Origin of the sequence: Paenibacillus piri, from assembly GCF_004354045.1 — a bacterium.
Taxonomy (GTDB): Bacteria; Bacillota; Bacilli; order Paenibacillales; family NBRC-103111; genus Paenibacillus_S; species Paenibacillus_S piri.
The window spans coordinates 28897-52575 of record NZ_SMRT01000030.1 but is presented as its reverse complement, the minus strand read 5'-3'; the positions used below and the strand labels follow the sequence as shown (position 1 = coordinate 52575).

The window sequence follows — 23679 nt, the reverse complement described above, 5'->3', positions numbered from 1 at the left end:
CAAAGCAAAAGCCAAGGAACGCTACAAAATAGAAGCCAAAAACAGTGAACTCAAACACGGACACGGGTACGATGTAGCCACATCCTCGGGTTTGCTTGGTATGCAATTGCAAGGAGCCATGGCCATATTTGCAGTGAATCTCAAGCGAATATTGAAATTAACGGATTGAAATTTAGGGTTGATATCCCCGAATAGGATCAAAAAAAAGAAGACATCTCCCCAAAAAAATTGGGTAGATGTCTTCTTTGATTATGAATTTGCCGCCGAAGAAGAAAAACAGTAAGTTCTTCAGTGGCCTCTGCCTGCAAGGGGGCTTCTTCATGTTTCGGAATCGCTGTCTATGTGTCAAGATTTATGCAGGCGTGTTTAATTTTATTGCCGATTTTAATTGCTTGGTGCGCAGCTAATGGGAGTCGATTAGCCAAGTATTTATTAGTCTCTGTTATGCCATTTGTCGTAGCGGAACAATCGCGTACGGAACTGCTTCAAGGAAGGAGAGACGACAGGGATCGAAGAGGCGGCTACGCTATGCAAGGAGAGCGGACAACGGCTGGCGGCATGCAAGGAAGCGGCTTAGGCATTGCGATTGCCAAAGAGATCGTCCTGCAGCATGGCGGACGGATTTGGGCGGAAAGCGCACTTGGCCAAGGGAGCAGGTTTTCGTTTTCATTACCGGTATTCGATCCCAATAAACCTTAAGCTTCCACAACACCGTAAGGATTAAACTTGTAACCCAGTCCTTTTACGGTAACGACATAACGAGGCAGAGCCGGATTCGGCTCTATTTTTTTTCGCAATTGATGAATGTGGGTTTTGATCGTATTCGGCGAATAGTGAAAATCGTCTTCCCACACCAGTCGATATAGTTGTTTGGGATGAAACACCTGATTCGGATGCCGGGCGAGCGTAATGAGCATTTGCAGCTCTTTGGCAAAAAGCTCCACAGGCTCTTGATTGACCGTAACGGTATAACGATCAAGGTCGATTTTCAGTCCTGGAAAAGCAATGGTTCGTTTGGTGTCGGAAGAAGCAGTGAGCAGCGTGCTCCAGCGCAGATTGGCTTTTACTCGGGCTACCAATTCGATAGGATCGAATGGTTTGGTGATAAAATCGTCTCCGCCGGTCTGCAGCGATTTCACCTTGTCTTCCTGTTGTTTGCTGCCGGAAACAAATAGAATGGGCCGTTCGTAGTGGTTGCGTATATTGCGGCAAAGCGTCACACCGTCCATGTCGGGCATTTGAATATCGAGCAGAATCAGGTCCGGCTCTTCCTTGGCCAGAATGGACAATGCTTGTTCGGCATTCAGCGCATGGCGTACAACCAGGCCTTCACCGACCAGAAAGGCGCCTATTAGTTCCTGCATGTCCGGATCGTCGTCGACGATTAAAATCATTTGCGCATCCATGATTCACCACTTCTCCTTTTACGACAAAAACTTATGAGTTATGACTATTTTATCATTTTTTCTCTTTTTTTCTATTAAAATCGATGGTTTTACTGCTATTTAACTTTGGCCATTTATACTCGTCGTTAAGTGCTTCTGGAGATCATGTTTTTCCGTATAGCACCCAGCTGTATGAGGAGGTGTAGGAATGCAAAAGGCGATCGTAACAGAATTTATTATCGGAAAAATATTAGCTAAAGATATTTATAACAAGCAGGGTATGCTTCTGTTGAAAGCAGGGAACAGGATAACCCAGTCAATTGTAAATCGTCTGAACCAAGAAAAGATTGTATCCATATGGGTGGAGTGAACGATTTTTAAAAATTCGATTCATTTTACTTCAGTTTTACTTTGATCTTTTATATTCTTATCTGTATTTGGATTTAATGGGGACGGCAGCTGGTGTAGAGATTACTTCATAATAGACAACGTGGTAAATCCATACAGAAAATTTTCCGCGTTGTTTTTTGTCATGAGAAAGAAAAAATTGGTTGTATGGAGGGAATGCTTTTGTTTCAATTTAGGAAGAGAATTGTGAACAGCACTTTATCGTTTTTATTCGTATTGACCGCTATTTTTTCGAACATGCCGGTGGATGTTGCGCTGGCGGATTCGGGTTTTGCCGGAGGAGACGGTTCGATGGGGTCGCCGTATTTGATTGCGGATGCAACGCAGCTGAATAACGTTCGGAATAATTTGAACGCGAATTATAAGCTGACCGCAGACATCGATTTATCAGCATATGCTGCGTCGGATGGGGGAAAGGGCTGGAAGCCCGTCGAGGGGTATTTCGGGGGGACTCTTGATGGCGACGGGCATAAGATTACAGGGCTGAAAATTAATCGCGGCGATGTGGATCAAATAGGTTTGTTTGAAATGGTCTTTATGGGTAAGATCATCAATCTGAGAATCCTTCAAGCTAATGTCATAGGAAAATCCAACACGGGTATTCTGGCCGGTACTGTGGCAAGCTCTACTTTGCAGAATGTATATGCTTCAGGCGATGTCAAAGGGGAACAGGGAGTTGGCGGTTTGGTCGGCAATCTGCAAACTTCTAACGTCTCGTACACCGGCTCTTCGGCGACTGTCTACGGAAGCGGGGATAATGTAGGCGGTTTGGTCGGTTATTACTATGACACTAATCAAATATTATCGGATAGCTATGCGGAAGGCGACGTTCATGGAGCAGGCTCCAATGTAGGCGGTCTTGTCGGATTTATGAGTGGGGGAACGATTCAACGCAGCTATGCTTCCGGGAATGTCGTAGGGGATCAGTCGACTGTCGGCGGGTTAATTGGACAGGGCTACATGGGAACTGTTCAGAACAGCTATTCGCTCGGTTCGGTGAGCGGAGCAGGCACCGTCGGCGGTTTGGTAGGTTATTTATATGAGTTAACGGTTATAAATAGCTATGCGGCCGGTTCTGTAACAGCAAGCGGCTTTAAAGGCGGATTGGGCGGCTATAGCTACGGTTCCACGGTCACTAACTCCTTCTGGGATGAATCTGCATCAGGTACGTCTTATAGTTATGGATGGAGTTCCGATCTCTCAGGTGTCACCGGTTTATCGACTGCGAATATGTATCAGTCGGCGAGCTTCACAGGCTGGGACTTCAGCGGAACCTGGGCAGTAGCGGCAGGGAAAAGCTATCCTTTTGTGCAGAGCAACGCACCCCTCTGGTTGACCGGTCTTACGATAGTGCCCGATGCCGGAACGGCCGGTACAATGGCGCCAGGCTTCAATGCCGCTGTTCGTCAGTATGATATTAGCGTAACGGGGGCGACCGCGTCATTGACGATTACGGCTCCTGCCGCAAATCCCGGTGCGATTGTCCGAATTGCCGGGGGCAATACGCTAATTACCGGAGATAATGTAGCAACCGTTACGGTAAGCGATGCGAACGAGAGTAGAGTTTCGCAAGTCTATACGATTCATATTCACAAGCTCGTTTCATCTACTTTATCATCGGATGCTCAATTATCGGATCTGAAAGTGGATGGCGTCTCCGTACCCGGATTCGGCAGCGGGACACTATCCTACTCGGTATTCGTTCCGAGTAGCACGAGCGCTGTGAGTATATCAGCTATACCGCATCATCCCGATGCAGCCTACACGGTTACTGGCGGAAGCAATTTAATCATAGGGAGCAATATAATAACAGTGAAGGTCACTGCTTCGGACGGCACGGTGAATACCTACACGGTTACCGTCATCCGCAATCGGTTTGCCGGTGGAGATGGTACGGCGGCATCGCCTTTTTTGATAGCAACTGCGGAACAACTGGATGCCGTACGGTTGGATTATCAGAAAGCGTATCAACTCATTGCCGATATTGATTTATCCTCCTATGCGACAGCGAATGGGGGCCAGGGATGGGAACCCATTTATTTTGAAGGCAGCCTGGACGGCAACGGGCACCGTATTACAGGGCTAACCATACAGAGGCCGACTGAAGATCAGGTCGGTCTGTTCAATTACATTTACATTGGCAGTGCGTTCAACCTGGAAATCCTCCAAGCTTCGGTTGTCGGCCAGGACAATGCAGGTATATTAGTAGGATGGCTTAGCAGTTCTACTGCAACAAACGTTCGTACTTCCGGTAATGTCACGGGGCGAAACAATGTAGGTGGACTAACCGGGTACGTAACGGGCGGATCAATAACTTCAAGCAGCTCTCTGGCCGATGTCACAGGCAGCGGCAGCGCAGTCGGCGGTTTGGTCGGCAATCATTATAATTATGGCAGAGTAGAAACGAGCTTCGCAGAGGGAAGCGTCCATGGTTCCAGTCAGGCGGGCGGCTTGGTGGGTAACGATAATTACGGAACGATCTCGAATAGTTATGCGACGGGACAAGTTGTTGCAAATAACGCATCAGCGGGCGGTTTGATAGGGAGGACAAGCAATGGGACCTATACAAAAAATTATGCTGCGGGCAAGGTTCTGGGCGGGAGCGCCGCAGGCGGACTGGTAGGCACGAGAACGAGCGGAACATTCACCAACAATTATTGGAATACGACTTCATCCGGGCGGAGCAACGGCTCGGGTACGGGAACTTCTACCGGTTTAACGGGTTACCCGACAGCAAGTATGAAGAGCAGCGCCAGTTATAGTACATGGGACTTCAGCACAATTTGGAATATCGTCAGCGGTACAACTACTCCATATCTTCGCAGCTCGTTACCCTTATGGCTGTCAGGTTTAACGGTAACTGCGGATTCGGGAGCAGCCGCTCCCGTCTCTCCAAGCGTAGATAATCTGACATTTGCCTATTCGGCCTCCGTTGCCGGTGATGTTCATAATGTTACCGTGACGGGCACAGCTGTCGACCCAACGAACGTCATTACGGTGAGCGGCGGCACGAATCTGGCCGTCGGCGACAATAGTGTCGCGATTACCGTGGCTAGCTCGAACGGGATCGACCGCAGAGAATATACGCTGAATGTCAAACGCTCGGATCCTTCGGCTGCAGGCTTAAGTGCGTTAACCTTATCCTCGGGAACGCTTAGCCCTTCTTTTTCGGAGGGGACAACAGCATACAGTGCGAGTGTCGCGTATGGCACTTCATTTCTGAATGTGACGCCGAGCGTCAGCAATGCAGGCTCCACCGTCAAAGTGAACGGGGCGGCTGTGGTTAGCGGACAGCCAAGCGGCGACATCGCGCTTTCGGCGGGTGCGACTACAACCATTACGATAGAGGTAACTTCTCAGGACGGGACGAATACCAAGACCTATACGCTTGCCATTGCGCGCGCGGCAGGCAGTTCGAATGCGAATTTAAGCGCTTTGACGACAACCGGCGGGACGCTTAGTCCGACCTTCTCCGCTGCTGTTACTAATTATACGGCTTCCGGCGTTTCCAATGGAACGTCAACGATTACAGTTAGACCTACTGTAGCCGATTCGACGGCGACGGTGAAGGCCAGTGTCAACGGGGGAACCGCTGTAGCCGTGACCAGCGGGCAAAATAGCGTGCCTCTCTCCATTAACGTCGGCAGCAATACCGTTGTTGTTACGGTGACTGCGCAAGATGGAACGGCGAAGGACTATACGATAACAGTGACCCGAGCAGCGAGCACGGTCGCAACGCTCAGCGGCTTAACATTATCTTCTGGAATACTAAGTCCATCGTTTTCGTCAAATACGGCCGGCTACTCATCCACAGTGGCGAATAGCGTTTCCAGTATCACGATTAAACCTACAGCGACGAATGCGGGCGCGACCCTTACTGTGAGCGTAAACGGCGGAGCTGCAGCTGCTGTGGGCAGCGGTCAGGATAGCTTGCCTCTTGCCCTGAATACGGGTTCAAACTCTATTGTTGTGATTGTGACGGCACAGGATGGATCGACGACCAAGCAATATACGATTACAGTTACACGCAGTAAAAGTACAGCCAGCGATATCACCTCATTCCGTTTCGAGGGACTGACTCCGGCGGTGACGGGAACAATCAGCGGGACTGCAATCGCTTTGACCGTTCCCTATGGGACGGACACGTCCGCGTTAATTGCGACGTTCACCAATTCGGTAGGGTCGACAGTTCAGGTGGGATCAACTGCACAGACGAGCGGCATAACGCCGAATAATTTTTCCTCACCGGTGACTTATAAGGTTACGGCGGAAGACGGGACTACGACCAAAAGTTACACGGTCACCGTGTCGACAGCGGCGAATACTGAAAAGGATATAACGTCGTTCAGCTTCGCAGAGCAGACGGGACCTGCTGTAATTGATGCAAATGCGCACACGATAGCGATTGAGGTGGCGCATGGGACGAACCTGAACGGCTTGGCGGCCACCTTCACGTTATCCGCCGGAGCTTCGGCGAAGGTCGGAACGGTGGATCAGGTGAGCGGTGTAACAACCAACGATTTCACGAACCCTGTAACCTTTGTAGTGAAAGCTGCAGACAACAGCACACAGAGCTGGACGATCACCGTCACGGTTTTTAACACAGTCACCTATGATAGCAACGGCAGCACGGAAGGTAGCGTGCCTATTGACGGTAATACGTATATACAGGGAGCTACAGTAACGGTACTGGGGAACACCGGCAATTTGGCGAAGACGGGCTACACGTTCGCGGGATGGAATACGCAGGCGGATGGAAACGGCACGAGCTATGCGGCCAATGCGACCTTTACATTGGGAGCGAACGACGTCACGCTGTACGCGCAGTGGACGACCAACAGCTACACGGTGGCGTACCATGGCAACGGCCATGACACAGGCAGCGTACCGGCCGGAGGAAGCTACAACTACAACAGCGCGGTCACTGTATCGGGGAACATCGGCAATTTGGCGAAGACGGGCTACACGTTCGCGGGATGGAATACGCAGGCGGATGGAAACGGCACGAGCTATGCGGCGAATGCGACCTTTACGTTGGGAGCGGACGACGTCACGCTGTACGCGCAGTGGACGACTAACAGCTACACGGTGACGTATCACGGCAACGGCCATGACACAGGCAGCGTGCCGGCCGGAGGAAGCTACAACAATAACAGCACGGTTACCGTATCGGGGAACACCGGCAATTTGGCGAAGACGGGCTACACGTTTGCGGGATGGAATACGCAGGCGGATGGAAACGGCACGAGCTATGCGGCGAATGCGACCTTTACGTTGGGGGCGGATGACGTCACGCTGTACGCGCAGTGGACGACTAACAGTTACACGGTGAGCTTCAACAGCTACGGCGGCTCCGCGGTTGCCGGCCAAACCGTGACATATAACGCGTATGCTGCGGAACCGACTGCTCCAACGAAGTCCGGCAATACGTTCGGAGGCTGGTATTCCAATAGCGGGCTGACCGCACAATTCAGCTTTGAGACAACCCCGATTACCAGAGACATGACGCTGTACGCGAAATGGATAACGAATCAGCCCGATGGTGTGCCTCTGATTCAATCTATCGTTTTAGGCGATTCGAATGTAACGATCAACTGGACAAGCGTTCCCGGAGCGACAGGATATAACATTTATCAAAGTATACATTCAGGCTCATACAGCAATCCGTTAACTACAGTAAGCGGCACAGTGTATAGTTATCAAGCCTCCGGCTTGACGAATGGGACTCGATACTATTTTGTAGTAAGAGCCGTTAATGCAGGCGGAGAGAGCGGCGCTTCAAACGAAGTTAGCGCAATGCCGCAAGTACCGTCGACGGACGCTCCGCAATTGCTGTCTGCATTAGAAGGAAATGGACAGGTGAGCCTTAATTGGAGCCCTGTGCCCGGTTCAAGGGGATATAAAATATATCAGAGCGTGGCCTCAGCGACGTACGGGACATTAGTAACTACTGTGAGCGGTTCGGTGTACAACTACAATGTGACCGGTTTGGCCAACGGGACAACGTATTATTTTACAATTCGATCCGTCAATCCCGGCGGGGACAGCGCCCCCTCCAATGAAGTAAGCGCAACGCCAAAAACGGTTCCGGCAGTGCCGACAGGCGTAACCGCAACCGCAGGCAACGGCCAGGCTGCGATTACTTTTGCAGCGCCCGCGGACAATGGAGGAAGTGCCATCACAGGTTATGAGGTCACGTCCTCGCAAGGAAATATAACGGCAAGGGGAACGGCCAGCCCGATTACCATCGCAGGCTTAGTCAATGGAACGACGTACACGTTTACCGTGAAAGCGATAAACAGTGTAGGCAGCAGCGCGGCTTCCGACGCTTCCAACGCGGTGACGCCGAGAGCGCCATCGAGCTCGAGCCGCGGCAGTTCCAGCATTCCCGCTCCGCCATCTGACAGTGGGGCTGTGATGCTGGTCAACGGTCAGGCGGTGAAAACAACGGCATCAACAACGAAGGTGAACGATCGGACTGTCACAACGATCACCATCGACGAGAAAACACTGGATGAGAAGCTCGCATCGGCAGGAGAGGGCGTCGTAGTAACCATTTTGGCAAATACGAATTCCGATGCCGTAGTTGGTGAACTGAACGGCCGGATCGTCAAGAACATGGCACAAAAGAATGCGGTCGTGGAAATTAAAACAGAGAATGCCGCCTATACCTTACCTGCACAGCAAATCAACATAAATACGTTATCAGATCAGTTTGGCAAAACCGTAGCGCTTCAGGACATTAAGGTACAGATTGAGATCGCCAAACCGCCAAGCGATATGTTGAAAATCGTAGAAAACCTGGCAGCTGGCAATGGATTCGCGATCGTTGCTCCGCCGCTCAGCTTTACGGTCAAAGCCATTTACGAAGGCAAGACGATAGAAGTATCAACATTTAACGTTTATGTGGAACGAACGATTGCCATTCCGGACGGCGTCGACCCGAACAAGATCATGACAGGCGTTGTGGTTGATCCGGATGGAACCGTACGCCACGTGCCAACCCGAATTGTTGTGATTGACGGCAAGTATTACGCCAAAATCCATAGCTTGACGAACAGCACGTACTCCGTCGTATGGCATCCGATCGAATTCAGGGATGTGGAGAACCACTGGGCGAAAAATGCCGTCAACGACATGGGGGCGCGAATGGTTATCGACGGAACCGGAGACGGCATGTTCAATCCTGACCGAGATATTACGCGCGCTGAATTTGCGGCGATCGTCGTTCGGGCATTGGGACTGAAGCCGGAGAACGGGGCGACGACCTTCTCGGACGTGAAGGCGACAGATTGGTATAACGGTGTGATAAACACCGCACATGCATATCACTTGATCAGCGGATTCGAAGACGCAACATTCCGGCCGAATGACAAGATCACTCGCGAACAAGCGATGGTCATCATCGCCAAGGCAATGACGATTACGAATTTGAAAGCCAAGTTGCATGTTCAATCGACCGAAGAGACACTTCGTTCTTATAGGGATGCAGCAGAGGCATCACCTTGGGCGCAAAGCAGTATTGTTGACAGCGTACAGTCCGGCATTGTGTCGGGAAGAAGCGGCACGGAGCTCGTACCGAAGGATTACATGACAAGAGCCGAGGTTGCGGCAATTGTGCAACGACTGCTTCAAAAATCTGAATTGATTTAAATCTGTTATGGTCTGCAGCTAAATAATAAGGGGCTATACTGTCAACAGTAGTGTAAGCTGTTGCAGTATAGCCTTTGTTTTGTCTGTTCTGTTGTTCAGTCTCGAAAAACAGGGAGTATTCGTATATAATGAAAAAATATGTCTATATGTCGGATAATAGGAGATGTCAGCATGTCCAGAATAGCCTCAACCGGTTTTTTGGAGAAGAAGGTATATAACGAGATTAAGGAGATGATTATGAACGGGGAGCTGCAGCCCGGGGTTCCGATCATTCAGGAGCAGATTGCGGCAAGGATCGGAGTAAGCCGTACGCCGCTGCGGCGGGCGCTGGCTGAGCTGGAAAGGGATCACCTGTTGGAGACTGGCCCCCAAGGGCTGTTTGTCACCCAATTTACCAATGAGTTCATTTTGTCCATGTGGCAGGTTCGGGCGGTGCTCGAAGGTCTGGCATGCCGTCTATGCGCTTCCCGAATGGACGAAGCTACCAACGCCTACTACAGCACCCTGCTCACTTCTTCGTACCGTCATTGGCAGGAGAGCTCGGATCCTGAACCTTATCGTCAAGCGGACATTGCATTTCATACGGGACTCATGGAGCTTTCCGGCAACCTGATTTTGAAACAAAAGCTTGAGGGCGCCCACGTGCTTACTGTATCGCTAAGCAAAGGATTGCTTCGCGCGCCGTCGGAAACGTATCCGGAGCATATGGAAATATTGGCCGCATTATCCGCAGGAAATGAAGATGAGGCGGAACGGCAGATGGTGGAGCATTTGCGGAAAACAATCCCCGTATTGGGGAAATAAATGATTGCGGGCGGCATGAGGGTGAATTATAATTAATGATGAGCTTCATTGTATACAATGTATGCAAATAAGCTCCGAGCCTATGGGATGGAAAGAATAAACGTTCAATATCCACCAGATGTTAATTTTAAAAGCTCAATTGTAAGTGCTTACTTTGCAAAAAGCTGTATGGTGTGCCATTTCTTGCAGCGTGGAGGGAATATGAGATACCATCGTTCATTTTTATACCGGCTTATTATTTTCTGCTTGGCCTTAAGCGTGATCCCGGTTATATTCCTGGGGGCATTTTCCTTCTGGAAATCGTCGAGCTTGATTCAGGAAAAGGTTGACGACGGCAGTCATCATCTTCTTCTCCAAACGCAAATGAGAATGGAGCAAGTCCTCAAAACGATCGATCATTCGGTCAGCCAATTCATCGGCTCGCCGCTGGCGTATGCTTCTATGGGGCAGAAGCTCGATATTAGCGAATTTTCCACGGTAGATCTGCTGAAAAGCCAGCTGCATTCCATTCAAACCTTCGAGCTCGGGATCAAGGATATCCTGTTGGTCAACATCGATAAGATGTGGTCGATCAGCAATGACGGGCTGGTCCGATATGGGAGCCGGGAGGATATGAAAGCTTTATTGCCCTACGGGAAGCTGCCCCATGTTTCGTCGTGGGGATTCGATATCAGGATAAATGAAGGGACGGAGCCGAGGGAGATCGTGCTTGTCAAAAAGCTGCCGATGAATTCGCTCACCCCGCAAGGCTTTATCGTCACTTCTGTATCGGTTGCGGATCTTACGAAGCTGATGGGACAAAAATCCGACTTTGGCACGATCTATATAATCGATGAGCAGTTCAAGGTGCTTGCCGCTTCCGACGGATCATCACAGGGAGGAAGTCTATTTAATGATAAGCAGAGCGGCGAGCTCCGTGGCAGTTCCGGTCATTTTACAACGAAATTCGGGACGGACGGGGTTGCGGTTACATACCAGAAAAGCGATTTTAACAACTGGACCTATGTTTCTGTCGTTCCATTGGATCAGGCTCTGATGGATGCCCGGTCGATCGGCTGGCTTACCTTGGTGACATGTCTCGTTATTTTGGTAATCGTCGTTCTTTTGTCGCTTGGCGGCGCCAGGAAAATTTATTTCCCGATCCTCAACTTGTATCAATCGGTTAAGGATAACGATCAAGAGATGGTTTCGGGTTCGAAAACGGACGAGATTCATTTTATTAAGGACCGGATTCTTATGCTGAAACGCTCCAATATGCAGCTTCTTAATCAGGTACAGGTTCAATCGAAGGATTTGGAAAATTTCTTTCTGATGAACCTGCTGCAAGGGCGATTGAAGGATAGGGAGATTCGCAGCAAAACGGAGCAATACCGTTACAATCTGAATGTAAGCTGGATGTGTGTATGCACCGTTCAGATCGATTCGCTGGAAAACACGAGATACGGGGAACAAGATAAAGACCTGCTTCTCTTTGCCGTTAATAATATAGCCGTCGAGCTGCTGCATGAAGAGGCCCGGATCGCCTCATTGCCTTTTGAGAAATACCAGGTCACGATAATGGGGGGGATGGACGGTTCACAGGAACAGTTTATGGCGGGCGTCAACGAGCAAATTACCCATATTCAGCAAATAATCGCCCAAGTACTCGATTTAAAAGTGAGCATTGGGGTCAGCCGCTCTTATACGGACTTTATGTATACCCCGGCGGCCTTCAAAGAATCGCTTGAGGCATTGTCCTACAGGGTAAGACTCGGGCAGGGCGCTGTGCTTAATATTGCGGATATTGAGCCGGCCTATCCGGTGAAGCTGATGTTTCCGGAGTCGCTGGCTCAAGAAATAGCGGAGATGATTAAGGGCGGCGAGGTGGAGGAAGCGTACAGGCTAGTGGATATGTTTGTAGATGAGATTCTGAACCGCCATTTAAGCTCCCGCGAGTACCAAATGTACCTGGTGCAGCTGCTTATGGACCTGTCGAGGCCGGTGCAGCGTAAAGGGCTGCCTTTCGTGCCGCTGTACGGGAAAGCGAATCTGTTCGCCCAACTGCTTGAGCTGCAAACGGCTGAGGAAATCAAAGCCTGGTTTAAGCACGTGATCATTGCACCTATCTTTGAGCTGCTGGAGGCCAACAGGGAGGAGCATTACAAGCAGCTGTGCGAAGAAGTGATCCGTATCGTACATGAGCATATTCACGAGAATATAACGCTCGATTCGTGTTCTCATCTTATTCATTATCATCCGGATTATGTGGGCCGTGTATTCCGAAAGCATATAGGCATTAACTTCAGCGACTATGTATCCCGGCTGCGGCTGCAGCTCGCCAAGCAGATGCTGGCGGAAACGAATCTTAAGATCAGCGAAGTCTCTTCGCGTCTCGGTTATAACAGCTCGCAAAATTTCATCCGTTATTTCCGCAAGCTGGAAGGGATAACTCCGGGGAAATTCCGGGAAGATCATTGGGACCGGCAAATCCGGAAGCATGTATAACCGGAGGCTCGGAGTACCAATTAAAGCCGGTCGGCAGCTTCGATTGCCGGGGCATAAACAAGATAGGCTGTCCCAAACGGGTATCACCCGATGAGACAGCCTCCCCAATATGCATAGCCGCTTCTAACACCACTGTATAGGTAGGGCTGGAAGCGGCTTTTCACATGCAATTCACTTTTCACATACAAATTCATATCAGGAGGGCAGTTGAAAACGGCAGTACCGGATAAACTACGGCTTCAGTTTGGCATGTTGGGCGTTCAGCTCGGCAATGACTTTATCCCCGCCTGTTTTTTTCCACTGATCGACGGCGCTGTTCCAGCCGTTCTCATCAATAGCGCCCATAATAAATTTAATCCGGGCGTCTTTAATCATTTTATCCAGCTCGGCGCCTTTGGTCACATAGGTTTCGGAAATTAACGAATAGGCCGGGTTGGATACGACATAAGGCTCATTGTCCAAATAGCTTTGTGTCATTTTTTGGCGTATTTCCGACAAGCCTTCGACATTGGAGCGGAAAATGGTGTCCCAGGTGGCGCGCAGAGCCCGCAGCGGATTGATTTCAATTTCGAATTTGGCGGAATCGGTTGTAACGGGTTTGCCGTTTTCCATTTTGAAGTGAACGCCCTCCAGCCCCCAGCTCATCAATTGAAGCACTTCCGGATCGGCCAGCTTATCGAAATAGTCCAAAATCTTTTTCAGTTTTTCTTCCGTTTTTACGCTTGATTTGGGAAAGACGAACATGGCGTCATAACCGACATTACTGAAGATACGGTCACCTTTGGTGCTGGAAACCCTTGTAACAAAGTCAATATCCGCTCCGGGTATTTTGGCTGTATTAGCTTTAAGATTGGCGGATTCGGACACAATGCCTCCATACGCCGCAGCGGTGCCTTTATAAAAAGTTTCATTTTTCTGGTTTCCTTGAAGGGTAGCGAAGTCCTGGTTCATCAGCTTTTCATCGTACAGCTTCTTCATAAATTTAAGCGCTTGCATATTTTCATCTGTCATGAAATCGGGAACCAGCTGCCCGTTCCTTACTTCCCATAAGTCAGGCCCCCCGTAAGCGGCTAATGCCACATAAAACAGATCAATGCCTTGGCCTTCAACGATCGGCAGTGTATCGTTCTTTCCGTTGCCGTCGGGATCTTTATCCCTGAAAGCTTTAAGTACCGTATAAATATCGTCCAGGCTTTTCGGTTTTTGCAAACCGAGCTTATCCAGCCAGTCTTTCCGGTACATGAACGTTTTTGCTCTCGGCAGCGGCAGTGCGCGGGGCAGACCGTATATTTTTCCATCGACGGAAACGTTAGTCAGCACGTTTTTGTTATATTTGCTTAAATTTTTATAATCCTTCAAATAAGGCCCGACCTCCCAAAACATGCCGGAGCGTACGGAGTTAATGAAGCCCGGGGTTTTATCGTAGCCCTGCGTGACGGTCATCACATCCGGCAATTGGCCTGTTGCGATCGTAGCATTTACTTTTTCATTGTACGTACCGCTAGGCACCCAATTGATATTGAGCTTTGTATTCGTAGCCTTCTGAATGATCTTCATAGGCTCTCCGTCTATTTTCGGCGGATCGGCTACCCATAGCGTGGCCATCATGCTGAATTCCAATGGAGCGCCGCTGTTGGCTTCGGTTTTGTTCTCCGTTCCGTTCTTGCCTGCAGGCGTCCCTTGGTTAGTCGTAGAAGTACATGCGGCAAGTACGCCTGCTGTCATGACAACGGTCAGACCGGCTGCGATAAACGTTCTGTCCTTTTTATAGGAAATGCCCATTCATAAATCCCCCTCATTGTGGAAATGTTGGTCTCCCGGTAACCACCCTCATCGTATATTCAGGCCGGCTACCCGTCAATAATCATGTTCCGACTAGCGCCGGATTGCGGTTTATTATGTTCTGCCCATTTTAAGATATCGATTTTTTCTCGAAAGTCGGAAATTGCGTACGTGAAGTTTATGGCCCCGGCTGCGCCTGACGAATCCACATCGGGAAATGATTATAGACGGGTCCGCAGACAGCTTAGTATATTCGGAATTGCGGATGCGTCATTTGTCATGCACTTATTAGTGAAGTAGGGAGGTGATTTCTGTGAGTCATTCAATCGGACTGCGACAATTGATTCGCAATCGTTGGCTGTATGTTATGCTGCTGCCGGGCGTCATTTATTTTCTCGTGTTCAAGTACTTGCCGATGTGGGGCATGCTCATTGCGTTTCAGGATTACCAGCCCTTTCTCGGCTTTAGCGGCAGCAAATGGGTGGGGCTTCAGCATTTTCGGCTCTTTTTTGAGGATGCGATATTTTGGAAGCTGTTTACGAATACGCTGGTGCTCGCTTTCTACAATATTATTTTCTTTTTTCCTCTGCCCATTGTGATCGCGTTGCTATTGAATGAAGTAAGGATTGAATTGTTCAAAAAAGCGGTACAAACGTTTATTTATATCCCTCATTTCGTTTCCTGGGTTGTTGTTGTCGGTATTGTGTATATGTTTTTTACGACGGAAGGCGGATTGGTTAATGAGCTGCTTGCTGCAGTCGGGTTGGAAAAGATTCAATTTCTGGCCAGCGAGTCATGGTTTCGTACGATGATTATTTTGGAAATGATTTGGAAGGAATCGGGCTGGGGGACGATCATTTTTCTGGCCGCCCTGGCCGGCGTCGAGACGACTCTATATGAAGCGGCGCGGATGGACGGGGCGGGAAGGATGAGACAATTATGGCATGTTACACTGCCGTCGATCCGGAGTACGATCATTATTTTACTGATTCTCCGCCTGGGCTCGTTTCTCGATCTCGGCTTTGAGCAGATCTTCCTGATGCTGAACGCGATGAACCGCGAGGTGGGCGAAGTGTTCGACACCTATGTGTATACGAGCGGGATCCAGCAGGGGCGATTCAGCTACAGTACGGCTGTTGGTTTATTCAAGTCGGTGATCGGACTCGTGCTCGTCTTGGCAGCAAATTATTTGGCGAAAAAATTCGGGGAGGAGGGTGTTTACTGATGCCGGACACATCGCTTCAAAGCCGTCTGTTCAACATGTTCAATTACTTGGTGTTAGCCGGTTTTTCGCTGATTACGCTGCTGCCGTTCATCTATATTGCGGCCGGCTCCTTCACGGCTTCCGAAGAGCTCATCAGCAGAGGATTTATTTTATTTCCGACCAAATTCTCTCTCGATGGCTACCGCTACATCTTGTCTACCGGCACCATTTTAAACAGTATGCTTGTAACGATATTTATTACTGTGGTCGGTACGCTCGTCAATCTGATCTTCACCTCGTTAATGGCGTATCCGTTAGCGCGCAGGGACTTGGGCGGCCGCAGAGTCATTATGCTGGGTATTGTCTTCTCCATGCTTTTCAGCGGCGGGATGATTCCAACGTTTCTGATCGTAAAAGCGGTCGGACTTGTCGACAGCACCGCTTCATTAATCGTTCCGGGGTTAATCAGCGCGTTCAATCTAATTGTGCTCAAAAATTTTTTCCAGCAGCTGCCCGAAGGCATTGAAGAATCCGCCAAAATCGACGGCTGCAATGACCTTGGCATCCTGCTCCGCATCGTACTGCCGCTTTCAAAGCCGGCCATGGCGACGTTTGCCCTGTTCTATGCAGTAGGGCATTGGAACACCTTCTTCAACGCGATATTGTACATCAACGATTCCGCCAAGTGGCCCATTCAAGTATGGCTGCGGCAAATTGTTATTCTCTCGCAAGGCGGGTTCGGTGACTCGGCAAGCGTTGATTCGGAGTTCGCTCCGCCGCCCGGAGCGGTTATTAAAATGGCTGTTATCGTCATTTCTACAGTGCCGATCTTGATTGTGTATCCGTTTATGCAAAAGCATTTTGCCAAAGGAGTTATGCTCGGTTCCGTTAAGGGATAATAAAGGAGGAATGATTCGATGAATTTGAAAAATTCGATTATTGTACCGATTTTGGGGCGTTATGCCGACAGGTTTCATGAGTATCAGCCGGCGCGCACTTTTTTTGACAACCTGCAGGTGGCTGCAGCCATTCCCGGCATAGAAGGAATTGAGGTGGTGTATCCCCAAGATTTTGCCGATCCCGAGCAGACCGTCAAGGCGATCCAAGCTGCCGGCCTGCCAGTCTCGGCTGTTAACGTGAATGTGAAGGGCGAAGCCAAGTTTCGCGCCGGCTCTTTTACGAACCCCGATCCCCAAATCCGGTCTCAAGCGGTTCAATATATTAAGACGGCCATGGATTTGGCTGCGCAGCTGGGTACCGATATGATTACTTGTTGCCCGTTGATCGACGGCCACGATTATAACTTCCAGGTGGATTACCAGAAGCAGTGGGCCTGGTTTGTCGAAGGAATCCGCGAGGCGGCGCTTTACCGGAGCGATATTAAAGTAAGTCTCGAGTACAAGCCGTACGAGGTTCGCAACAATATAATATTGGGGGATATGGGGCGTACGCTGCATCTCTGCAATCAAGTCGGACTGCCGAATGTGGGCGTAACGATGGATGTGGGCCATGCATTGGGGGCGCGCGAAAACCCGGCGGCCATGGCGTGTATGGCTCATGATGCGGGCCGGTTATTCTATGTGCACTTCAATGATAACGACCGTGCATGGGATTGGGATATGCTGCCGGGCTCGGTCAACCTGTGGGACTTGGTCGAAACGATTTACTATTTGGACCGGATGAATTGGTCGGGATGGTTGACTTACGACGTATACAGCCGTCACGGAGATCCGGCTGAGGCGTTTGCCGTTACATTCCGGATCATGGAAACGGCCAAGGAAATAGTTGAGAAGCTGGGGCGCAATGAAATTCAGGCTCTGATTGAAGAGGGAGTGCCTGCGCGCGCATTCGATTATTTGTTCAAGAAGCTTTTTAAGTAAGGAGGACAGAGCTATGTTACTGGGAGCGGGAAGTTATTTGTTCCGTTATGCGATAGGAACGGACTCGTTTCAACCGGAGAAGCCGATGGATGCCGTCCAGCTGGTGGAACAGGCGGCGGACCTGGGATTCGAGCTTGTGCAGTTCGCCGATAATTTGCCTTTGGAAGGATATAGCGATGCCGAGTTGGATGTGGTCAGAGAAACCGCAATACGGCGGAATATTGTGCTGGAAGCGGGAACGGCGGGAGCCAGACAGGACCGTTTGCTGCGTTATTTGGACATTGCCGTGCGTCTGGATGCGAAGCTGCTGCGGTTAACTCCGCATGCGCCCGATACGCATGTAACGAAAGCGGAGACATTGGAGGTGTTGAAGCATGTGCTGCCCCAATTCCGTAGAGCGGGTGTGTCGATAGCGCTTGAAAATCACTTTACCATGACATCGGAGGACTTGTCCTCCCTCGTTAGCGAGGCTGGCGATCCGTTGATTGGCGTTTGCCTGGACACGGCCAATTCCATCGTGCAGCAGGAATGGCCCAGAGATACGGTCCGATTATTGAGACAGCATGCCATATCGCTTCATTTGAAGGATTATAAAATTAAAGCGCATCCCGCAGGGATCGGCGTTATCATTGACGGAGCCCCTCTGGGGCAAGGAGATCAAGATATCCCTGCTATTTTCCGGTTCCTTGAGAATGCGGGAAAACAGGTTAACGTCATTCTGGAGCAGTGGATGCGGCCGGCCGACACTCAGGAGGAGACCTTGCAAAATGAGCGAATGTGGATCCGGCAAAGCGTGGAATCGGCCCGCAAACATATGGCGGAGTCGTATGCCTGGACAAAAGGAACCGGAAATGCGAAGGCGAAGGAGTCACTATGAAAAGAACAGGAATCCTGCATAAAGAGCTCGGTGCATGCCTGGCCGGAATCGGCCACTATGACCAATTAACGCTTGTTTCCTGCTTGTACGGTATTCCGAAGGAAGCCACCGTGATCGATTTGGCTTTAGTGCGAGGGATGCCGAAAATGAAGGCCGTCCTGGAAGCCATTCACAATGAAATTCATATTGAAAAGCTGACGATAGCCAGTGAAATGAAAATTCATCATGAGGAGCTATATCGTTATATTGACGAAATATTCACAGATACTTCAATTGAAGCCGTTCCCAACGACAGTTTGAAACAAACGGCGGCGCTTTCCAAATGTTTTATCCGAACCGGGGAAAACGTTATATTTTCCAATATTATTATACAGGCCGGCTACTCGGTCTAAATATGAAAGGTGGATGAACGATGAGTGTTACGAAAATCGGTATACAAGGTGAAAAGTTTCTGGTCAACGGTAAGCTGACTTATTCGGAGATCGAGGGCAGTAAGCCTTCATCTCACGGTTTATTAATGAATGCCCGATTTATTCAAGGGATATTCGACGATAAGGCGGCTCCGGAACGGTTCGCCCGGTTCGGCCAATCCGTATACAATGCGGATAAAAATACGGATGATCTGATTGCTGCCTTGCCGGAATGGTACAACTACGGTTTAAGAGCCTTTACCGTCGGCTTGCAGGGCGGGGGGCCGGTATTTACGATAGAAGATTGGACCAGCGTGCACAACAATCCCTTCAGCGCGGATGGGCTAACCTTCGATCCGGCGTATGAGCAGCGGCTCGACAAACTGATCCGGGCGGCGGATGAAATCGGGATGGTTGTCATCGTCAGCTTGTTTTATTGGTCGCAAGCGATTCAATTTCGGGACGGATTGGCGATACGTAATGCGGTAAAGACGGCATGCGGCATTTTGAAAAAAAACAAGTACACCAATGTCATCATTGAAGTAGCCAATGAATTCGATATTAGCCTTTGGAAGCGGCTCCCGCACATCCAACAACCGCAAAGCATGTCGTATTTGCTGGAGCTGGCACGGGAATCGTCCGGCGGGATGCCGGTCGGATCGAGCTTGGGCGGAGGGGCGATTAATCAAGAGGTTGCCGAGGCCAGCGATGTGATTCTGATCCATGCCAATAATCAGACACGGCAGGAGTATTACAATATGATTAAAAAGGTTCGAAGCTGGGGACTGGGCAAGCCGATCGTATGCAATGAAGATTCGCCGTGCATTGGAATGATGGAGGTAGCCTTTCAAACAGAGACCTCTTGGGGCTACTATAATAATTTGACCAAGCAGGAGCCGCCTGCCTTCTGGGGCGTGACGAAAGGCGAGGATGAGTTTTTTGCCAGACGTATCGCGGAAGGCGTGGGCATTGAATTGCCGCCATTGCCTGTCGATGACCACTATTATTTGCAAGGCTTCGAGCCTCTGATCACGATCGAAAATAAAAGGTGGATCCGATTGGCAAGCCTGTATCCCGAAACCGTGAATTATGTCGAATTTTATCGAAATGGCATCTTGATCGATACCGCTTATAACGAGCCGTTTATGATCCAGAACGAAACGACATGGATTCAACAGCCTTGGATCATGACATCCGAGGATAAGGAATGGACAGCCAAGGTGTTTCTGGCCGATGGAAGGATAATAGAAAGAAGCGTGAAGCTATAAGCGGAAGCTGTTTCACACACGGAGGGTTTAAGGAAAACATATTGCTTATCGACGTTGAGGACCGCTGAACCGGACCGCTGTATCCTGCGGAAGCAGGGTCGGCATGAGCTAAGTCGCAGCCGCCATTACAAGAAGCCCGACTGTCAGGGACGTGTAAATACACGCACCGGACAGTCGGGCTTTTACCCATTCTTCATCGGTATTATTTAAACCCAATGATAGGGTGCGGCACATATGGTACCGTCTGCTCGATTTGATTATTCATAATGAAGTAGTTCCTGCCGTAAACCAGATTGAAACGCACCCTTTCAACCAGCAGATCGAAAGTGCAAAATTCATGAAAGAGAATAATGTTCAGATTGAGTCCTGGGCGCCTTTTGCTGAAGGAAAAAATAACTTGTTCCAGAATGAAGTATTGGTATCCATAGCTGAAAAGTATAATAAATCCGTTGCTCAGGCGGTTTTACGTTGGTTGACTCAAAGAGAAGTCGTTGTGATTCCAAAGTCTGTACGTAAAGAAAAAATTATCGAAAACTTTAATATCTTTGATTTTGAATTAAGCCAAGAGGATATGGAGTCGATTACAACGTTAGATACGAAACAGAGCCTGTTCTTTTCACATCGCGATCCTGAAATGGTGAAATGGATCGGTACCCGTAAACTTGATATCTAACAATCGCTATTTCGAATAATGGCAGCTAAGAATATTTATATTTAGATATGATATTGACTTTTAAATTCGAAAATCTCATCAACAGCTTGATGATACCCACCTGATTTTCGAAAGGATTCCTTAATATTTGCAACGGCTTTCTTGAAAGATGAGAGGCTTAACACATGATCTACGGCTTCCCGTAGTTGATTTGCAGTCAAGCTTTGCATGTGTAATTGAATGCCTGCTCCGATATTGGCGACTTGCCCGGCAATTATCGGCTGATCCGCGCTTTGTGGGATTACAATGAGCGGAACCCCGTAATAAAGCCCTTCATGGGCACTGTTCATTCCGCCATGTGTAATAAATAATTTAGTGTATTGCAGTACATCCGTTTGTGGGACATAATTTTTTACGATGAAGTTTTTAGGGATTTCCCCCAAATCAGAAATTTGGGCTTTATTCCCAATAGACATGACAACGGTATGATCAGTGTTCCCAATTGCCTTAAAACAAAGCTTATAGAAATCAATCGATTGGTTGAAGACAGTACCCAGTGAAATGTAAATGGGGCTTTTTCCCTTGATTGCAGCAATTTCGAAGGTTTCCTGCGTTAATCGTGAAGAGATGGATGGGCCTACAAATTTGTAAGTTGGGTCGAATGCTTCTCCAGAAGGTTGAAACTCCCTGGTTGTATAAACGATTGTAAGTGGTGCGGGATTACAAAAAACTTCATAAGGAGAATGGATCTCCACATCATATTTTTCCTTCACCATTTTCGTCAGGCTTTGAAATTCATCTTGTATTGGTTTAATTATTTCTGTAGGAATTTTTTTTGAAAGCTGTTCCAACATTTTATCGAATGATTCTTTTGTCTGCGCAAAAGAAGTACAAGAATTTATTGCGGGAAGCTTAAGGATCTGGGCCAGTAAACGTCCACAACCAAACATGGAATCGTGGATGATGTAATCAAAGTGCTCTCCTTTGATCTGTTCAAGAACGCTAGGTATGACGATTTCTGCCGTATGCAAAAGACCGTTGACCCTTTCCGGCAAATAATTTCTTCCACCTGAAATAAACGCTTCGATAAATTTTTGACCGTCAAATGTTCGTACAGTAGCTCCCGTCTTCTCCATACGCTCCCGAAAAGCTTCTATCGTAAAATACACTACCTCTTCTCCACGCGAGACAAGCTCTTGCACCACTCCAATTGTTGGATTGATATGTCCTTCAGATCCGCCATTAATAAATAATACACGTGCCATCTCTACCGCTCCTTAGGTATATTGTTTTCTAAATTGTGTACGAGTAATTGCCACCGTCTCAAACCATCGCTCAACTCAAATGATGGAATTAAGTTTATCATAGCCATCCATACAGCGCAAAACCAGCGCTGCACCACAGAGTTTCAGTGCCGCCCATACTGCTACTGCGGCCGGCGAGGAAGGTCGATGAGCTATGGTGCGTGCGTTAGGGCCTATCCATTAGTCTGACTCCAATGATCACGGTGTACCAAAGAATGAGCCTCGTTTTCTTTTTTATGCAGCTGGCACTATTGGTTAATTTTTGGTTAATTTCTAAACGCGTTAAAACATAGTATCGATTGGAACGTCTTAACTTGTAGCAACTTTAAACTAGGGAGGTTTATATGCATGGTCAAAGCAAGGTGCATGAAGAGGATCATAGCGGTTATTTTATCGTTTGGTTTGATATTCAGCTTTACTATCGGGCTTGATGCCGCGGCGCCTCCTAATTCCTCGGCTTATCAAAAGTCGGGTCGATCGATGCTGCCGCCAGTGATTTCATTGTTGGAGGATACGAATTTGTATCCGGTGCCGGATGAATCGGTCGAGCCTTGGGCCGCACTTACTCCACAAGATGTGAGTACAGTTGAAGCGGACGTGGACCATCCTTACCTTGAGGGAGATACGCAGGGGAAGATATGGATTAAGATCAAGACCACATGGCTGGGAGATCTATGGGTCCATCTGGAGCGAGAAAAAGTAGGCATTCTGAAACCTGCGGATACCTATCTTGCTTTGTTATGGGACGCGCGCCTCTACTCTGAGCCGGTCAGATCTGCAATGACCGAGGCTGTATTATCCCCGCAAACCGTGCATGCGAATGCGGTATTTGAGTCTCCGTTCGCCATGTATTCTTCATCCTACCGCATCGAAACCTCTTGGCTGGGAGACCGGTGGATTGTGGCCAATCCTCACTATCTCCAAGTCGAAGTGCTGAATTCGGAGCTTGATCTGCCTACGGAAACCTTATATATGGATGAGTATGATACGGCGAACCGGCTGCAGCGGTCGTCTGATGCCAGGTTTATTCCTGCGCAAAAAGTATTTGCCATGGAAAAGACCGACAACGGAGTATATCATGTCCGAGGTCAAAACGGCAGCACATTTTGGGTAAACCCGCAATTTGCACAGCCCGTGGGTGTAAAGAAAATAGACGAGACCATAGAACTGACGAAAAATACGGAACAGCATCTGTTCCCAACAATGCCATTTCCAATCTTTGGACTCATCAGTCCGCAAAAGGTGAATGCTTTCGAGCAATGGGACGATCCGCAAGGAAATCGATGGTACCGAATTCACAGTTGGAGCGGGGAGATGTGGATACAACCTTGATCCTTAAATTGCATATGAAACGAAGCAAGCATTTTGGCCTTGTCCTCTTGCACTAATTGCTCAACCAGGCTGCGGCAGCACAACCCCATACCCAGAAGGATTAATAGCCGGGATTGTCGAATAATTTTATTTATGAACATCAAACAATTACTTTCCATTACTCTCATTTTTATTTTGGTCTTAACCGGGATTCGGCTGACGTGGATATTTGTCGGCTGGCCTCCTGTACGAGCGAT

Annotated in this window: 15 protein-coding genes and 2 pseudogenes; 14 read left to right on the top strand and 3 right to left on the bottom strand. The window is 48.9% G+C overall.

The genetic code is table 11. The annotated features are described in order from the left end of the window. Together E1757_RS33490 and E1757_RS37135 are read left to right on the top strand one after the other, a co-directional pair. Positions 1–169: pseudogene (locus E1757_RS33490) on the top strand (IS5/IS1182 family transposase); the annotation flags it as partial. 359 nt (positions 170–528) lie between these two features. Then, positions 529–699: an ATP-binding protein gene (locus E1757_RS37135; protein ID WP_425464881.1), complete on the top strand. Its 171-nt coding sequence runs from the start codon at positions 529–531 to the stop codon at positions 697–699. Here E1757_RS37135 and E1757_RS33480 read toward each other — a convergent pair. Then, complete coding sequence (locus E1757_RS33480) at positions 696–1406, bottom strand: response regulator transcription factor (protein ID WP_133236465.1); 711 nt, start codon at positions 1404–1406, stop codon at positions 696–698. The two genes, E1757_RS37135 and E1757_RS33480, sit on opposite strands and share 4 nt — an antisense overlap. A gap of 187 nt (positions 1407–1593) precedes the next feature. On the opposite strand from E1757_RS33480, the gene E1757_RS36065 reads away from it, so the two are divergent. The 4 genes from E1757_RS36065 (at position 1594) to E1757_RS33465 (ending at position 12734) form a co-directional block, all read left to right on the top strand. Further along, the gene (locus E1757_RS36065) at positions 1594–1755 is read left to right on the top strand and encodes a hypothetical protein (protein WP_165972401.1); all 162 of its coding nucleotides are present in this window, start codon (positions 1594–1596) and stop codon (positions 1753–1755) included. Between the two features lie 224 nt (positions 1756–1979). Continuing rightward, positions 1980–9446 carry a cadherin-like beta sandwich domain-containing protein gene (locus E1757_RS33475; protein ID WP_165972400.1) on the top strand — a complete coding sequence of 2489 codons (7467 nt, stop codon included), beginning with the start codon at positions 1980–1982 and terminating at the stop codon, positions 9444–9446. Positions 9447–9617: 171 nt separating this feature from the next. Next, positions 9618–10250: a GntR family transcriptional regulator gene (locus E1757_RS33470; protein WP_165972399.1), complete on the top strand. Its 633-nt coding sequence runs from the start codon at positions 9618–9620 to the stop codon at positions 10248–10250. 201 nt (positions 10251–10451) lie between these two features. Continuing rightward, positions 10452–12734, top strand: a complete 2283-nt coding sequence (locus E1757_RS33465; RefSeq protein WP_165972398.1) for an AraC family transcriptional regulator — start codon at positions 10452–10454, stop codon at positions 12732–12734. A gap of 231 nt (positions 12735–12965) precedes the next feature. Here E1757_RS33465 and E1757_RS33460 read toward each other — a convergent pair whose 3' ends face one another. Then, positions 12966–14516: an extracellular solute-binding protein gene (locus tag E1757_RS33460; protein WP_133236457.1), complete on the bottom strand. Its 1551-nt coding sequence runs from the start codon at positions 14514–14516 to the stop codon at positions 12966–12968. A 367-nt stretch (positions 14517–14883) separates the two neighbouring features. On the opposite strand from E1757_RS33460, the gene E1757_RS33455 reads away from it, so the two are divergent. From E1757_RS33455 to E1757_RS33425, 7 genes and pseudogenes are all read left to right on the top strand, one after another. Beyond that, entirely contained in the window at positions 14884–15741 is an 858-nt protein-coding gene (locus E1757_RS33455; RefSeq protein ID WP_133236477.1) for an ABC transporter permease, read from the top strand. Continuing rightward, positions 15741–16619 carry a carbohydrate ABC transporter permease gene (locus tag E1757_RS33450; protein WP_133236455.1) on the top strand — a complete coding sequence of 293 codons (879 nt, stop codon included), beginning with the start codon at positions 15741–15743 and terminating at the stop codon, positions 16617–16619. Before E1757_RS33455 ends, E1757_RS33450 begins: the two co-directional genes overlap by 1 nt. 18 nt (positions 16620–16637) lie before the next feature. Next, complete coding sequence (locus E1757_RS33445) at positions 16638–17600, top strand: sugar phosphate isomerase/epimerase family protein (protein WP_133236453.1); 963 nt, start codon at positions 16638–16640, stop codon at positions 17598–17600. 13 nt (positions 17601–17613) lie between these two features. Beyond that, entirely contained in the window at positions 17614–18477 is an 864-nt protein-coding gene (locus tag E1757_RS33440; RefSeq protein ID WP_133236451.1) for a sugar phosphate isomerase/epimerase family protein, read from the top strand. Beyond that, complete coding sequence (gene rbsD / locus E1757_RS33435; RefSeq protein ID WP_133236449.1) at positions 18474–18869, top strand: D-ribose pyranase; 396 nt, start codon at positions 18474–18476, stop codon at positions 18867–18869. Before E1757_RS33440 ends, rbsD begins: the two co-directional genes overlap by 4 nt. A 20-nt stretch (positions 18870–18889) precedes the next feature. Continuing rightward, positions 18890–20155: a glycoside hydrolase family protein gene (locus tag E1757_RS33430; protein ID WP_133236447.1), complete on the top strand. Its 1266-nt coding sequence runs from the start codon at positions 18890–18892 to the stop codon at positions 20153–20155. A gap of 241 nt (positions 20156–20396) precedes the next feature. Next, positions 20397–20828 (top strand): annotated as a pseudogene (locus E1757_RS33425) (aldo/keto reductase); the annotation flags it as partial. 41 nt (positions 20829–20869) lie between these two features. Here the strand turns inward: E1757_RS33425 and E1757_RS33420 are convergent. After that, the gene (locus E1757_RS33420) at positions 20870–22072 is read right to left on the bottom strand and encodes a macrolide family glycosyltransferase (protein ID WP_133236445.1); all 1203 of its coding nucleotides are present in this window, start codon (positions 22070–22072) and stop codon (positions 20870–20872) included. 387 nt (positions 22073–22459) lie between these two features. On the opposite strand from E1757_RS33420, the gene E1757_RS33415 reads away from it, so the two are divergent. Further along, entirely contained in the window at positions 22460–23443 is a 984-nt protein-coding gene (locus tag E1757_RS33415) for a hypothetical protein (RefSeq protein WP_133236443.1), read from the top strand. Positions 23444–23679 lie beyond the last annotated feature (236 nt).